The 15,474-nt window shown below is 44.0% G+C and carries 15 protein-coding genes; 8 read left to right on the top strand and 7 right to left on the bottom strand.

All coding sequences use genetic code 11. The annotated features are described in order from the left end of the window. The first annotated feature begins 4 nt into the window (after positions 1-4). Entirely contained in the window at positions 5-1,780 is a 1,776-nt protein-coding gene (locus SCJ97_03065) for a phosphoenolpyruvate carboxykinase (GTP) (GenBank protein ID MDW7739026.1), read from the top strand. Positions 1,781-1,795: 15 nt separating this feature from the next. Here SCJ97_03065 and SCJ97_03060 read toward each other — a convergent pair whose 3' ends face one another. Beyond that, on the bottom strand, positions 1,796-3,268 hold the full coding sequence (locus tag SCJ97_03060) for a serine hydrolase domain-containing protein (protein MDW7739025.1): 1,473 nt from the start codon (positions 3,266-3,268) through the stop codon (positions 1,796-1,798). A 208-nt stretch (positions 3,269-3,476) separates the two neighbouring features. Between SCJ97_03060 and SCJ97_03055 the strand changes: the two genes are divergently transcribed. Further along, on the top strand, positions 3,477-4,076 hold the full coding sequence (locus SCJ97_03055; GenBank protein MDW7739024.1) for a GNAT family N-acetyltransferase: 600 nt from the start codon (positions 3,477-3,479) through the stop codon (positions 4,074-4,076). Between the two features lie 8 nt (positions 4,077-4,084). Here SCJ97_03055 and SCJ97_03050 read toward each other — a convergent pair whose 3' ends face one another. The 3 genes from SCJ97_03050 to SCJ97_03040 are packed head-to-tail and all read right to left on the bottom strand — an operon-like array spanning position 4,085 to position 8,601. Next, positions 4,085-6,427, bottom strand: coding sequence for an SLC13 family permease (locus SCJ97_03050; GenBank protein MDW7739023.1), 2,343 nt, complete (start codon positions 6,425-6,427; stop codon positions 4,085-4,087). A 39-nt stretch (positions 6,428-6,466) separates the two neighbouring features. Then, positions 6,467-7,822 carry an FAD-binding oxidoreductase gene (locus tag SCJ97_03045; protein MDW7739022.1) on the bottom strand — a complete coding sequence of 452 codons (1,356 nt, stop codon included), beginning with the start codon at positions 7,820-7,822 and terminating at the stop codon, positions 6,467-6,469. Between the two features lie 20 nt (positions 7,823-7,842). Continuing rightward, positions 7,843-8,601 (bottom strand): Sir2 family NAD-dependent protein deacetylase, encoded by a 759-nt coding sequence (locus tag SCJ97_03040; protein MDW7739021.1) that lies wholly within the window; start codon positions 8,599-8,601, stop codon positions 7,843-7,845. A gap of 325 nt (positions 8,602-8,926) precedes the next feature. On the opposite strand from SCJ97_03040, the gene SCJ97_03035 reads away from it, so the two are divergent. The 3 genes from SCJ97_03035 (at position 8,927) to SCJ97_03025 (ending at position 10,844) form a co-directional block, all read left to right on the top strand. Beyond that, positions 8,927-9,457, top strand: a complete 531-nt coding sequence (locus SCJ97_03035) for a hypothetical protein (protein MDW7739020.1) — start codon at positions 8,927-8,929, stop codon at positions 9,455-9,457. 159 nt (positions 9,458-9,616) lie between these two features. Beyond that, the gene (locus tag SCJ97_03030) at positions 9,617-10,153 is read left to right on the top strand and encodes a hypothetical protein (GenBank protein ID MDW7739019.1); all 537 of its coding nucleotides are present in this window, start codon (positions 9,617-9,619) and stop codon (positions 10,151-10,153) included. 169 nt (positions 10,154-10,322) lie between these two features. Next, on the top strand, positions 10,323-10,844 hold the full coding sequence (locus tag SCJ97_03025; GenBank protein ID MDW7739018.1) for a GNAT family N-acetyltransferase: 522 nt from the start codon (positions 10,323-10,325) through the stop codon (positions 10,842-10,844). Here SCJ97_03025 and SCJ97_03020 read toward each other — a convergent pair. Genes SCJ97_03020 through SCJ97_03010 form a run of 3 tightly spaced genes read right to left on the bottom strand, consistent with a single transcriptional unit; the run spans position 10,822 to position 12,594 of the window. Continuing rightward, positions 10,822-11,001 carry a hypothetical protein gene (locus tag SCJ97_03020; GenBank protein MDW7739017.1) on the bottom strand — a complete coding sequence of 60 codons (180 nt, stop codon included), beginning with the start codon at positions 10,999-11,001 and terminating at the stop codon, positions 10,822-10,824. The two genes, SCJ97_03025 and SCJ97_03020, sit on opposite strands and share 23 nt — an antisense overlap. Before the next feature lie 25 nt (positions 11,002-11,026). Beyond that, positions 11,027-11,773: an ABC transporter permease gene (locus tag SCJ97_03015; protein ID MDW7739016.1), complete on the bottom strand. Its 747-nt coding sequence runs from the start codon at positions 11,771-11,773 to the stop codon at positions 11,027-11,029. A 2-nt stretch (positions 11,774-11,775) separates the two neighbouring features. Continuing rightward, positions 11,776-12,594: an ATP-binding cassette domain-containing protein gene (locus SCJ97_03010; GenBank protein MDW7739015.1), complete on the bottom strand. Its 819-nt coding sequence runs from the start codon at positions 12,592-12,594 to the stop codon at positions 11,776-11,778. Positions 12,595-12,725: 131 nt separating this feature from the next. On the opposite strand from SCJ97_03010, the gene SCJ97_03005 reads away from it, so the two are divergent. From SCJ97_03005 to SCJ97_02995, 3 genes are all read left to right on the top strand, one after another. After that, positions 12,726-13,046: a DUF2680 domain-containing protein gene (locus tag SCJ97_03005; GenBank protein ID MDW7739014.1), complete on the top strand. Its 321-nt coding sequence runs from the start codon at positions 12,726-12,728 to the stop codon at positions 13,044-13,046. Positions 13,047-13,167: 121 nt separating this feature from the next. Further along, positions 13,168-13,863, top strand: a complete 696-nt coding sequence (locus SCJ97_03000) for a response regulator transcription factor (protein MDW7739013.1) — start codon at positions 13,168-13,170, stop codon at positions 13,861-13,863. A 46-nt stretch (positions 13,864-13,909) separates the two neighbouring features. Beyond that, entirely contained in the window at positions 13,910-15,319 is a 1,410-nt protein-coding gene (locus SCJ97_02995) for a HAMP domain-containing sensor histidine kinase (GenBank protein ID MDW7739012.1), read from the top strand. Positions 15,320-15,474 lie beyond the last annotated feature (155 nt).

Raw genomic sequence — 15,474 nt, 5'->3', positions numbered from 1 at the left:
ATAAATGAAAAACCGGATACTCCAAACCTGGGTAAATGAAATGTCTGAACTTTGTAAACCTGACAAGATTGTATGGATTGATGGAAGCAAGGAACAGAAAGAAGCGCTTGAAGAAGAAGCTATATCGACAGGGGAAATCATTCGTCTGAACCCTGATAAAAGACCCGGATGCTTTTATCACAGAACTGCAACAAATGATGTTGCCCGCACTGAACAGCTTACCTATATCTGCACACCAACAAAAGAAGAAGCAGGCCCTACAAATAACTGGATAGAACCCCGGGAGGCATATCGGCTGGCTGGAGAATATTTTAACGGGTCAATGAAGGGAAGGACTATGTATGTTATCCCTTTCTCCATGGGTCCGGTAGGTTCATCTTTCAGTAAAATTGGGATTGAGCTGACAGACAGTATATATGTAGTGCTGAATATGATGATTGTTTGCTGGGTGGGGCAGGCGATCCTTGATCAGTTGGGTTCTGATGATAAGTTTACCCGCTGCCTGCACAGCAAGGCGGATTTAGATGAAAAAAAACGCCTGATTCTGCACTTCCCACAGGATAACACCATTTGGAGTGTTGGCTCCGGTTACGGCGGCAATGTTTTACTGGGTAAAAAATGCCTGAGTCTTCGAATCGCCAGCTATCTCGGACTGAACGAAGGATGGATGGCTGAACATATGCTGATCATGGGCATTGAAGATCCTTCCGGAAAGGTTGAATATATTGCGGCTGCATTTCCCAGCGCCTGCGGTAAAACCAACCTGGCAATGCTTATACCCCCCGAGCCCTTTCTTTCCCGTGGTTACAAAATATGGACTGTTGGAGATGATATAGCCTGGATCAGGCTCTGTGAGGATGGTCGACTTTGGGCGATCAATCCTGAACGGGGTTTCTTCGGGGTTGCTCCAGGGACAAATGCTCATTCTAACCCCAATGCGCTGGCCACCATACGCAAAAATACGATTTTTACAAACACGGTTTTAACCGATGATGGTGATGTTTGGTGGGAGCAGGGTGAAGGTTTGCCACCAGCAGAAGGGACAGATTGGAAGGGAAACCGCTGGAAACCCGGCATGGTTGATGAAAAGGGGAAACCGATAAAGGGTGCTCATCCAAACTCCAGGTTTACCGCGCCGATAACTCAATGTCCTATAGTTTCTCCTGAATGGGACAATCCCCGGGGGGTACCGATCTCGGCTATCCTTTTTGGTGGTCGCCGTTCGAGCACTGTGCCCCTTGTCTTTGAAGCTTTCAACTGGAATCACGGCGTCTATATTGGGGCAACCATGTCGTCGGAGCTGACCGCAGCCCAATATGGCCAACTCGGCAAACTGAGGCATGATCCGATGGCTATGATCCCATTCTGTGGGTATCATATGGGAGATTACTTCAGTCACTGGTTGGAAATGGGTAAAATAATAAGTAAACCTCCAAAAATATTTCATGTAAACTGGTTTCGTAAAGGCAATGATGGAGAATTTATCTGGCCTGGGTTTGGAGAAAATCTCAGGGTTTTAGATTGGATACTGCGCCGGTCCAGAGGTGAGATTGATGCTATCAACACTCCTCTGGGCTACATACCAGAGATAAATGATATCAACCTGGAAGGCCTTGATTTGGGTGCTTCGGATCTAAATGAACTTTTCAGCATAGATCAACAAAAATGGTTGACAGAAGTAAACGAACATCGTAAATTCTTCGAACAGTTTGGCTCTAAACTGCCAGATGAAATATTGCAGGAATGTTCTGCCCTGGATCGAAGACTAAGATCTCTGTAGAGATAAACATTTCTTTTATCCAGAAATTCTTATGGCCAGATAAATTCTCCACAGCGCCTTGATCATCAGCAGGCTGGATAAAATCAGCAGTCCGTATACAATATCAGGGTTCATCAGGGCAAGCAACCTCCAAACAGGAAAACCCGCATTCACAGGAATAAAAATAAATATAATAAAGGGAATGATTAGCTCAAGGATGACAGGCAGGATCACCTTGCGCAGTATTTGCTTGAATCCCGCAGGCCGGTTTTCACTTATGATTTTTCTCCAGCGTTTTGGCAGGCGAATCATTGATCTTATGATTAGTGTTAACAACACCAATATTATAACCAGAACAACCAGGTAACTTATCCCCTGAATACGATTTAATGCCGGAGTTTCATTGCCCCGAACTATTTCTGTCACTCCCAAAGCGATCGACATGGCCGGCATTTCGAACATGCTGGTCATATTGGTTAAAACAACAACTCCCCATTGTTCCTCGGGAGAAAAGACCATCCCTGAATTAAAACCCTGTGTTCCTCCATCATGCATGATTAACCTCGAATTATCATCAGATCTAACAATCAGTCCCATGGCGTATTCGCTGTCACCTGATTCAGTGGCGCCCGGTTGATAAATTGTTTCCAAACCTTCCTCTGAAATTATAGTATTGCCTTCGTAGAGGCCATTTCCCAAATGCATCACTAGGTAACGGCTCATATCTTCAGCACAAGAGATAATAAATCCGGAGGAAAGGGAATTTTTCAGGTATTGAAGTTCAGGGGAAACGGGAAAACCGAACACTTTTATGTGCCCTGGTGTTAAGCCGGCTTTTTCTCCATCTTCTCTGGTCAGAAAGCTATTCTGCATATCCAGGGGAGATAATATTCTGGTCCTAACATGATCGACATAACCCTGGTTACTGATGGTATCGATTATCAAGCCGAGGATATCATAATTAACGTTGGAATAAATGTAGGCTTTACCGGGTCGGTGAACCAATGAAACATTTTCTAGTTCCCGGATCTCTTCCTCAAGAGTGTTCGAATCATCTTCTAGAATCCTTGTATTGCCGGCAGCATTGGATATTCCACTGGTTTGTACCAGCAGGTGCCGGATGGTAATCTCCGAAGAATCAAATTCACCGCTCATAGAAAACCAGGGAAGGTAACTCCGGACAGGCTTATCAAGCTCGAGCCTGCCTTCTTCAACTAGCTGCATCGCTGCCAAGGCGGTGAAAGATTTACTGTTTGAACCAATGACAAAGGGAGTCTGGGGAGTGACCTGCTGTTTATCTCCTGTTCTGCCGTAACCCTGCAAGTAAACAATTTCACCATTCTTTACAATCCCGAGAGAAAGTCCCGGTATACGGGAAAACCTCATTTCTTGTTCTATATAGTTATCGATTATCGAAAAATCAAGTTCACTCGAGAAAACAGGAGATGCAGTTGTTAATATAGCCATCAGAATAATTGAAATAACAATTGCGTATTTTATCTTTTTCATTGCTGAAATTGTCTCCTATCAGCACCTTAATTTTTAAAACAGGTTTAATTATAAAATATATTCTCGTTTAGGATTACTCAATTCAATATGTTATCATGCAATAAGTTGGAAAGCAAAAAGCAAAGAGGCTTGACAAAATAACGGGTGTTATATATAATAACAGTTGTTATTAATACTGATTTGATAAGCTCTGGCAAGGAGGAAAAACATGAAAATTAATATGCAAAAGTATGAAAAAGGTAAGCACGATGCCCGTTTGGTCGCCACATTAATTTATTCTGCCGATCAGGAATTCAATACTATTGTTTACGGAGAAAAAGAAAATGGGATTAATGCGATAGAGAAGATGATGCAAATGGAATACAACTATTTCACCTATCCACATGTAAATTGTGCCGTCACAGATGAAGGGGAGGTAGTCGGTGTTCTCGTCGGCTTTGAAGGCAAAGAGAAGAAAGCTCTTGACCAGGTGTCAGGAAAGTGCTTTGCCCAGGCTTTCGGCTTTTTAACTTTTCTTATAAGAATTCCATCTTATATGAGATTATCGGGTATATCCTGGAAGGAAATTGATGATGACGGATATATGGTGAACAGCCTGTGTGTTGCCCCTGACTACCGTGGGAAAGGAATCGGATCAAAAATGATGGAATGGGTGTTTTCTAAACATAAAAAGGTATACCTTGATGTCAATATATACAATGAAAAAGCTCAGAGTTTTTATGAAAGACTGGGATTTGAGCCAGAGTCAAGAAATACTATGAATTATAAAGGGAAAACTGTCGGTCTCATATCACTGAAAAAGGAATAACAGAACTATTAATAGGGGAAGACCAGAGGCAGCAGCAGCACACTGACAACGAGGACAATCAGTGAAAAGGGCAGCCCGTTTTTAATGTAATCACTGAACCTGTATCCACCGGGGCTCATAATCATCAGGTTAACAGGGTGCGAAACCGGGGTCATAAAACTTGAAGCAACCGCATATGCAATGCCCATCACAAAAGGATAAGGGGAGATTCCCAGCCCTGCAGCAGTTGCGATGGCGATTGGCGCCATTACTACTGCATTTACGGCGCTCGGGATAAACTGGTTAATGATTAGCGTCATAGTCATTAATCCGGCCAGTATAGCAGTTGGACCATGATTACCGACTACCTCGATAACTGCGTTTGCAATGAACATGGCCGCACCCGTTTTTTGCATTGCCAGCCCCATGGGCAGCATAGCGGCAATCAGGAATATAACCTTCCACTCAATTGATCGGTAAGCCTCATCGATACTCAGACAGCGGGTAATAACCATCAGCAGCGCTCCTGCTATGGCGGCAATATATATGGGCAGCCAGTTCAACAGGGTGACAGCTAAAACTCCGGCCATGATCAATCCAGCCAGCGGCGCCTTGCTTTCAACTAGTTTTTCCTGGTAGTCGAGATTAAGGACTATAAAATCTCTCTCAAGAGCCAGAACCTCGAACCTGTCCCGCTTACCGTAACATAGAAGTGTGTCTCCAAGGTGCAATTTTATATCATTGAGTCCTGTCCGAAATGCCCTGTCTCCCCTCCAGATTGCCAGTACGGAAACACCGAATTTTTCGCGGAAGTTAAGCTGTCTAAGCGTTTTTCCCGTTAGGGAGGTATGGGGCGATAACATAACTTCAACAATTGTTAGCGAATCTGTTTCCAGGTTTTTTAAATCGATAGAAGGATTACGGTTAATCTGCAGGGTTTGATGCCCGCGCAATGCCTCGATATCAACCGGCCGTCCTTCAACAACCAACAGATCATTTTCTTCCAAAAGGGCATCGGGACCAGGCATATAATATTCCTGGCCGTTGCGAATAATATTCAAAATAGAAATCCCGTAAGCTTTTGCCAGGCGGACATCTTTTAGAGAGTTGCCGGCCAGAGAAGATCCTTCCGGAATGCGCACATATAGTAATCGCTCATCAAGATTGAACATTCCCGTGTCACAATCCTGAATGAAGCAGAATCCTTCTTGTTCCTGCAGTTTTTTCAGGTTTTGAATCGGACCGCGCAGCAGCAGTCGATCCCCGGCCTGGATGATGATATCACGTAAATTTGTCCGGTAGATTTTTTCTTTACGTCTCAAGGCGAGAAGGTTGACTCCGAGACTTTGCCTGGCATTTAATTCAACCAAAGTTTTATTATTAAAAATGGACTCTTCGGTTACTTCAAGCTCAGCCATGCTGATATTTTCTGTCAAAAGGCAGGAAACAGAGGGTATATCATCATCAATCAGCATAACCGGTTTGCCTGAAAGTTCATCCAGCACATCTAGTTTGCCCAGTACTAAAAGTTGATCCCCTGCTTCAAGAATCAGCTCCGGTGAAGGAATGTGGTGTGCTCCTCCGTTACGCATAACACTAAGAACATTCAGCCCGAGCGCCTTCCCAAAGCGGCTTTCAGCCAGGCTTTTGCCGGCAAGCGGGTTGTTTCCCGGTATAATGATAGTTGCCAGTCTCTCTTCCAGTTCATAATGCTTTTTGAAATCCATACCGGGTTTGATGCTTTCGACCGATGGTGATTTTCGTTCCGGAAGCAGGCGCTTTCCGATCAACAGCATGTATATTATAGAAACAATCAAAATAACAATGCCAACAGGGGTGAACTCAAAAAGACCCGGTGTTCGAAGTCCTGCTTCTCTTAAGAAGTCAACGACAACCAGGTTAGAAGCAGTACCGATGAGAACAATCATGCCTCCGACAGTTGTTCCAAAGACCATGGGCATAAGTAGACGAGAAGCAGGCCGTCCGGTTTTACGGGCCACATCAAGGGTAACCGGCATGAACATGGCGACAACACCGATATTGATCACAAATGCTGAAATTGCAGCCGTACTGGTCATCAGAACTGTAAGAAGACGGTTTTCACCTTTACCGGCCAGGCGTAAAACCTGTCTGGAAAGTTTCCCGGCAATTCCGGTGCGTGTGAGACCGGCGGAAAGGATAAATACTGACCATGTAGTTATGACAGCGGGATTGGAAAAGCCCGATATTCCTTCTTCCGGAGTGACCAAACCGACAATAACCAGGAGGACCAGAACAAGCAGGGCAACCAGATCAACCCTGATCAATTCAGTTATAAACAGGATTACAGCAAACAGCAATATGCCAAGTGTCAGTGCAATTTCAAAAGTCATGAATTGGACTCCCTGGATATTTCCCAAATACATTCAAGATCAATTTTCAACCACTACTCCGGGGTTCATTATTCCATTTGGATCAAGCATTTCTTTCAGTTTCCTGATGAATTGCCGGTATTCTGGGTCGAGCATATCGTTGATAACAGGCAGAAAGTCACTGCCCACCCGGTGAGGTACACAGCCAATCTCGATCAGTTCCTTCATTACCGTTCTTGCCTGATGTTGGGCAGTTTCCCTCGTTTCCGGCTTGCCGGCAACCCAGGGGAAAACAGTGTGAGCCAGAAAAACGGGACCGCCAAAGGGATAACCGAACAGCTTGAGGTCAAGATTATAGTCTGCACTGTATTGTTCAATAATTGACAAAACACGGGGAATAAGTTTAAAGGGGGTCATGGCTACAATCATAACCCTCGGTCCTTTTCCAACCAGGGCTGCTGCTGATTTATCATATTTTCCTTCCCACCACTCGGGGATTTCCTCTTGAAACATTTGTTCTCCGACTTCTCTGCAAACTTCGGAAACCTGCTCCATATGTTCAGCCGCATCTTTTTTACTGCCCTCGGTTCTGACGACCAAATAAATATTAATATTTTCAGGTAATCTGTCTGCCATCCGGGGTACAACATCAATAACAACCTGCCTTGATACCCAGCGTTGTTCAACCAGGGTCAATATCTCTCCCGATCTTTGACTATTCTGCAGGCGGGTCATCAGACTTACTGCTTTATCTGTTTCTCTAAACCCGATTACACGGGTGATAATAGATTCTGGATTGTGATGAATTTTCAGGGTGACTTCAGTTATAACTCCGAAAGCACCTTCCGAGCCGGTAAATAAACCGGTTAGGTCGGCAGGGAAAAATCGTCGGTGATATTGCCCCGGTGATGTGGGTACAGCACCGCTCCCGGTTGATATAATTTCCCCTGTGGGTAATACGACTTTCAATCCCAATAGTTGTGTAGACTGGTCTTCATAAAAACTGCTGGAATAAGGGCTGGTTCCCCAGGTTTGAATGTGCCCGCCCAATGTAGCCATTCTGCTGCTCTCCGGAAAGATTTTTACCTGGAAACCTTTTTCCGAAAGGGCTTTTTCCAGTGCAGAATAGGTAATGCCAGCCTGGGCAGTGACAGTTAACAAATCTTCATCTATCTTGATGATTTTATCCATAGCCGTCATCTGTAATAGTATGCCGTTTTCAGGAGGTTTGGTGCTGGACCACCAACCTGAACCACCACCTTTTGGCCTGACAGGTGTCTTGGTTCGATTGGCTACTTTTAATACTGCCGACACGTCCTCGGCCGAGCCTGGTTTGATAATCAAAGAATTATCAGTTGACACGATTTGATCTGAATGCAATATTTTTCTAAGTTCTTCTGCTGCTTTGTCAAACATTTATGCAGGCTCCTTCTAAGTTACTTTATTTGATTCTCCTTCTTCAGTTCCTCCATGAGCAGGTTAATAACCTTTGCCGGGTTATCATTAATGACTACTGCCGCTTTCCGATCAAAGACAGTAGGTGTTTCATTGATTACCACTATATTTTTGCATTCACAGGATAGCTGGTCATCTGGTGACCACTGTGAGCCCGGACCGATTATGATCATCAACTCTGCCCGGCGCGTTTCTTCCAGAGCTTTAGTGTATTCTGTATTTGAAAGATCACTTTCGAATATAAGGTCAGGTTTAAGCAGTTCCCCACAATCAGGGCATACCGGTGAGAATAACTCTTGATCGGCATCGGTGATAAGATCTTCAAGGGCGATTTTTCTTTCACATTTCCCGCAGCTGGCGCTTCTTAAAGTGCCGTGAATTTCAATTACCTTTTTGGATCCTGCCAAGAAATGCAGGCCGTCAATATTTTCTGTTATCACTGTTTTAATTAATCCTGCTTTTTCCAGAGAGGCCAGCGCCTCGTGTGCTTCTCCCGGCTTTATCTGGTTAAGAGTGCTGAAAAAAGGAGCCCCCAGATCATAATAAGAGGAAGGATCTCCTTTATACCTTTGGATGGTGAACTCATCGGGGTCAAGCATGGTCCAGATCCTTTCATCAGCGTTGTTCAGATCAAGTGCAATGCTGCCTTCTGAAACTCCGGGTCCGGTTAAAACAACTGTATAGCTGCTTTGGAGCATCAGTCTGACAATTTTTTTAACCATTTTAATCAGCTGTTCCATAAAATCAGCTCCTTGATGTTTAGAGTTTAAAACAAACTGTACCGGTAGTTCGATAATATCAGGGTTTTTGATTAGAAGTCAATTATCGGGAAGGAGTAAATCTGCTTAATAATGGTAGTGGTTGTTATTAAGAATAACTATTACCATATTATGAAAAATTATTGCATAAATTGTAATCATATGTGTTATAATAATTATGGGTAATGGAATTAAACCTATAGAAAAGGTATAAATTATTATACGCAGAGTGAAAGGTTGATTTTCTTACGATTAAAAAAGTTGAAGGATGCAATGAATCCAGTTTATAGCAAAGGAGGTTAATATAATGAACAGTTCGTTATTGTTAAATAATAAATTGAGAAAAGCCTTACTGGTGTTGCTAATTGTTGTATTGCTCCTGTTACCCGGCCAGGCCTTTGGTTTGGGTCATGAGTCACTTCTACCGGTAATTACTTCTGAAGGTGAACCTTTTGTAACTGCAAGGGTGGAATCGCCCGATATGGTTCTGGCAAGATTTGAAGCTGAAGGTGCTTCATTTGCTGCTGTTGGCAGGGTAGAATCACCTGATATGGTGTTGGCCAGGGTAGCTTCAGAGAGTGCAGCAGCTGCACGTGCAATCAGGTTTATATCGCCAGATATGGTATTGGCCAGAATTGCTGCCGGTGAATCTGCAGTTGTTCCAGGCGCAGCTGAGGCGGTTTCTACCGGAGTTAATTATGTTGCATTATTCCTGGTGTTTCTTTTAGTTGCAATAATGGCAGTTGCCATTCTGGCCTGGGAACGTATCTTCCATGTTAAGGAAGTCGAGATCGACCTGGCCAGGAAACGCTGCAGTTTAGTTAGTGCCAGTTGTTAATGGCAAGCTAAAGTATTATACGCCATAAGAACTACCTGAACGGTAGTTCTTATGGCAGTTTGTTCAAATGATTTCTGAAAGAAATAAGCATAACTTTATAATCAGTTCGGCTAACCAACAACCGAGGCTTTAAGTTATGCCGGGAGGGAGGTTAGTATGATGACCAAGATAACAAAAAAACGCAATGTTTACATTAAGGTTGTTTTGATAGTATTACTTCTGTTACTTTTTGCTTTCCCAGGGTTTACTGCGGCAAGCTATCATACTTCAGGTAATCTAGCACCAATCCCGACCCCTACTCCGACACCTGAGGCTCCAGGCTACCTGGCTCCCATTCCAACCCCTACTCCGACGCCTGAAGGCCCGGAAGATCTAGCTCCGGTGCCTGAGTCTGAAGAGCCAGAAGCGCCTGGTGATCTTGCCCCAATTCCGGAAGCAGAAGAACCTGAGGTAATTCCAGAAGAATCTGAGGAAGCTGCTGGAGAATCTGAAGAAGAGGCAGTAATTACAGAAGTGGAAGAAGTTGTGGAAGAAGAGGTTATTATTGAATCAGAAGAACCGGAAGTTGAGGCTGATGAGGTTATATTTGGCGTAAGTCAGATCAACATCTGGTATTTAATTGTCTTTGTGCTTTTGGTTCTGGGATTAATATTACTGCTTATAACCAAGAAACGTGCATCATCGCGCCCCCGATAAGAGTGATACTTAAATAAGGTGCCATCAGGTAGTGCTCAGGCACAGTTCTTTTGGCACCTTATCTTTGTTTTAATAAGGGCTATCCCGATTTTTAAAGTTTATTTTTTGAAAGGCAGTTACTAAAAATCGTTTATAATATGCATAGCATCATCAGGGGGAGGCGAAAGTAATTATTATAGATACAAAACGCTTACTGATCAGGCCCTTCACAGTTGACGATTCAACCTTAATCCTCAGGCTGCTTAATGAACCATCGTTTATTGAAAACATAGCTGACAGGGGAGTTCGCAATCTTGATGATGCCGAAAAATACATTTTGGAAGGGCCGGTTGCAAGCTATGAAAAATTCGGGTTCGGGCTTTCCAGGATTAGCCTTCGTGGAATTGATATTCCAATCGGTATGGCCGGTATACTCAAGCGCGATTTTTTAGAAGATGTTGATCTAGGCTATGCCTTCCTACCCGAATACTGTGGGCAGGGTTATGCATATGAAGCTGCGGCCGCCCTTATTGAATATGCATTTAACGTTTTAAAGTTAGGCAAAGTGGTGGCCATCGTAAGTGAAAACAACCAGGCTTCAATTAAACTTCTCAAAAAACTTGGATTCCGTAAAAACGGATTGATTAAGTACCCTGGAGATGATAGCGAAGTCAGATTATATATCATTTCTAGGGACGGTAGCGGAAAATGAACATTAAAACTAAAACAACTGCCATGATGCCCAGGAATGTATAATTAATCACGTTGTTGAGCAGCGCATTGTCTATGCCGGGCAGAATGACGATCCTGACCAGAAGAAATAAAACCACAATAATAATTCCGATTAACTGTATTTTTCTGAAACCCATAAAATCACCTCTTACCTTTTGTTCATCAAACTTCAATTCGCGAAAAAAGAAATGCACCGACAACCACCAGAACCAGCCCGAACACAGCCAGTACCGCAATATCTGTCAGTAAGCCGAGTTGAAATATTCCAATCAGTGAGCCGCGCAGGCCGTCAACGCCGTATGATAATGGATTAATTTTAACCAAAACACCTACTATAGAGGGCAGATCATGGATGGGAAACAGCGCGCCGGATAGAAAGAAAAGCGGCATTACCAGGAAATTCATGATAAGCTGGAAACCATGCATGTCTTCCAGGACCGAAGCAATAGCTGTTCCGAGAGCGGTAAATAGAATAGCAATCAGGAACATGAAGAGCAGGGCAATGGGGAGCCCCACAGGGCTGACGAAACGAAAACCGATTATCAGGGAGATGGTAAGGATAATAATTCCCTGAAATACAGCGACCGTTGCGCCGCCGAGTGTCCTGCCCAGCATTATATTTACCCTCGAAACAGGGGCAACAAGAGTTTCCTTGAGGAAGCCAAACTGGCGGTCCCAGATAATTTCAATCCCGTTAAACATGGAAGTAAACAGTATACTCATAGCGATTATACCGGGAACTAAAAACTGCAGATAGTTTCCTTCACCGGCTCTTTCGAATACAGAACCAAAACCGAAACCCATGGCAAAAAGGAAGAGCAGCGGCTGTCCGAGGGCACCGATTATTCGTGCTTTGGAGCGAAAATAACGTTTTAACTGGCGAATCCAGAGTATATATATTACGTTCATGCTCACTTTCTCCCCCTCAGGTAACGGCCTACCCGTTCATTAGCAGTTTCAGGCCCTTCTTCACGAATTGCCTTTCCGGTCAAGGCGAGAAAGGCTTCTTCCAGGGAAGATGACTCCGTTCTTTCTTCGAGCTCCTTTGGAGTACCCTGGTCGATAATTTTACCGTAATCAATCACGGCAACTGTATCGGCAACTCTCTCTGCTTCCTCCATTATATGGGTTGTTAAAAAAATAGTAATTCCTTCCTGTTTGTTCAGATTTCTGATATGTTCCCAGAGCAGGTTACGGGTCTGGGGATCCAGACCAAGAGTAGGTTCATCTAAAAATAAAATCTTTGGATGATGCAAGAGTCCCCTGGCGATTTCCAGCCTGCGTTTCATACCGCCCGAGAATTTTTTAACCTGATCATTTCGTCTGTCCCATAGCTGCATCAATTTAAGAAGCATCTCGATTCGCTCATTGCGTACTAGAGGTGGTATGCTGTAGAGAACTGCATGAAAGACCATGTTTTCACAGGCAGTCAGTTCGTCGTCGAGACTGGGATCCTGAAATACTATTCCGAAAGAGCGCCTTACCGCATCCTGATTATGAGCCGGATCAAACCCGTTGACCATAATTTCTCCCGAAGAGGGTTTAAGCAAGGTAGTCAGCATCTTTATCGTTGTTGTCTTGCCGGCACCGTTAGGGCCCAGGAAGGCAAAAACTTCGCCTCGTTTGACTGTAAAAGATATGTTATTAACGGCAGCAATCTTACCGTAATTTTTACACAACTCTTTTACCTTGATTACGTCGTCATCATTATATGCAATATTTTCAGTCACTCTTCATTCCTCCCCTGTTATTATTATCAATATTCGTTAGATATGCAAACTATATTCACAAGATCTTCACAATTAAGGGCTAAGATATAAACAGAGTTCAATTGAGCTCAATAATGAAAGGGGTTATAAATATGTCAAAGAAACTAATTATCGGTTTAATCGTTACGGCAATAGTCGGCACCTTGTTGATTTCAACCGCCGTCTTTGCCCAGGAAAAAGATGCAACTCTGGATGCGCTTTATGAACAGATTTATGAACTGCGCCGCCAGGTAGTTGAAAGACAGGTTGAGCTGGGCTATTTAACGGCAGAAGAAGGCGAGCAGATTCTGGAACGTATGCAGGACCAATTTGAGAGAAGTCTTGAAGAAGAGCCCGGAAGCTTTTACGGAATGCCCGGAAGAGGTTGGGGTGGTTCTGGTGGAAGAGGTTTTGGTCATTGTTGGCAGTATTAATATAAGATAAGTATTTCAGCAAGAACATTTTGGTTATATAAATCAGGCCGCCTGCGTGCGGCCTTTCTTTTTATATATCAGTTGGTTACAATATATACAGAATTAGTAGGAGCTGAAAAAGATGGCTGAGCCTAAGATACTTGTTGTTGATGACGAGCGTAAAATAACCGAAGTGTTGAAAGCTTACCTTGAACGTGAGAAGTATTACGTGCTAACCGCAAATGAAGGAGTGGAAGCCCTGAGGATGGCCAGGGAGGAAAAGCCGGACTTGATCATCCTTGATTTGATGTTGCCCGGATTAAGCGGAGAGGAAATATGCAGGCGCCTGCGGGATGAAGGATCCAGAATACCGGTTATTATGCTGACGGCTAAAACCACCCTGGAAGATAAAGTCTATGGCCTGGGGATCGGAGCAGATGATTATGTGGTTAAACCTTTCAGCCCCCAGGAGGTTGTGGCCAGGGTCAGGACAATTCTGCGTCGAAACGATGCGGACCCAGTACCGCTTACAGATATCCTGAACATGGCTGGAGGAAAACTGGTAATCGATACTCTCAGGCACAGGATTTCCTGGGAAAATCAACTACTTGATTTAACACCGACGGAATTTAGCTTGTTGGTGTATCTGGCACGTCGGCCAGGACGGGTTTTTTCACGGGCGCAGCTGGCCGAAGCTATATTCGGTTATGAGAGCTTCACTGATGACCGGACAGTTGATGCCCACATAAAGAATCTCCGCCAGAAGATGCAGAGCATCGGTATGCCGGCTCTGATCAAAACTATATATGGGGTAGGCTATAAATATGAAGAGGACTAGCATATACCATAATCATTCACTGTGGGTACGTCTGGTGTTCCATTTTTTGCTGCTTTCTGCACTGATACTGCTGCTTTTTCAGCTTATTTTCAATTACTCTCTGGAAGGTCACCTCGAATCGTACAGCAGGGAACGTGAAGAAACGATAAACAGGCAGATAGCCGGTTTGCTGGTCGATTATTACCGGGAAACCGGAAATTGGTTGGGGGTTCAGATGCCCCTGTTTCATGCTGCTCTCAGCACCAATACCAGGTTATTGCTTTACAGCGCCCAGGGCCAGTTAATTGGGGATACCGGGCAGGGCAGACACCAAATGATGATGATGAGGGATCAACAACCGGAATTGCGAGATCTACAAGTCTATCAATATGATTTGGAACTGGACAGTGAGGTAGTGGGAACTTTAGTGATTGCCCATCCTTTAACTGTGGAAACCAGTGCAATGCTGCAGCAGGATCTTGCTTTCAGGAGAGCAATATCCGGCTCGCTCATCTGGACAGGCTTGATCGCAATCGGTGCAGCCCTGATTCTGGGGGTGCTCTTTTCCCGCCGTCTTTCCGCTCCTCTTGAAGAAATATCCAGGGCTGCGGTAAATATAACAAAAGGGGATTACAGCCAGCAGCTTCCGGCCTACAGGAACAGGGAACTTGATGAATTGGCAATGTGTTTTAATCAATTGGCTTCTCACCTTCAGGAACTGGAACAACTGCGCAAGCGTTCTGTGGCCGATATATCTCATGAACTGCGAACTCCCCTGGCAACCCTGCGCAGTTATGTGGAAGCGGTAAAAGACGGGGTACTGCCTGCCGATACAAAAACCATGGGAGTGCTGCTGGAAGAGATAATGCATATGAATCGAGTGGCAACAGATCTTGATGAGCTGGCCAGATTTGAAAGTATGAAAGAAGAACAAATTAAGAGGGAAAATGTGAATATGAATCAATTTATGCTCGATAAGGTGGCCACTTTTCAGCCTATGTATCAAGCTAAAAATGTAGAACTTAATTTATCACTGCCTGAACAAAAGCTTATGTCAAATCAGGATCCCTATGCTTTGGGGAAAATAATAGGCAATCTTCTCGATAATGCCTATCGTTATACTTCACCGGGTGGGGTTGTTGAGGTTACTTTAAGTGAAAAACCTATAATTGAACCGGGAGCTATCAGCCCTGTCGGTTATGTTATGGGCGATGAAACAGTAAGCGATAAGTCAATAAAAGATATGTTCATGATCAGGGTCAGTGATAATGGAATCGGGATAGGAAAACAACAGCTACCTTATGTTTTTGAACGGTTTTTCAGGGTTGATCCCTCAAGAGAACGGGAACAGAGCCGTGCCGGTTCGGGAATTGGTTTGTCACTGGTCAAAGAACTGGTTCGTGCTTCCGGAGGTTTTATAATGGTTAGCAGTATCCCGGGAGAAGGGACAACCTTCTATATATATCTGAAGAGATAGATGCTTCAACTATTTGTCAGGCTAAGTATGATCTTATCTTAAAATAAAAAAAGGGGTTGCTGGTAATGGAAAAAGATCATCATGAACACCATGGACAAAAAAGCGGTTATGATCACCATGTTGTGTCCGGTGATCAACATGATCAACATGATAAG

The organism is Bacillota bacterium, from assembly GCA_033549065.1.
GTDB lineage: Bacteria > Bacillota > Dethiobacteria > DTU022 > DTU022 > JAWSUE01.
This window is presented reverse-complemented; position numbering and strand designations above follow the sequence as displayed.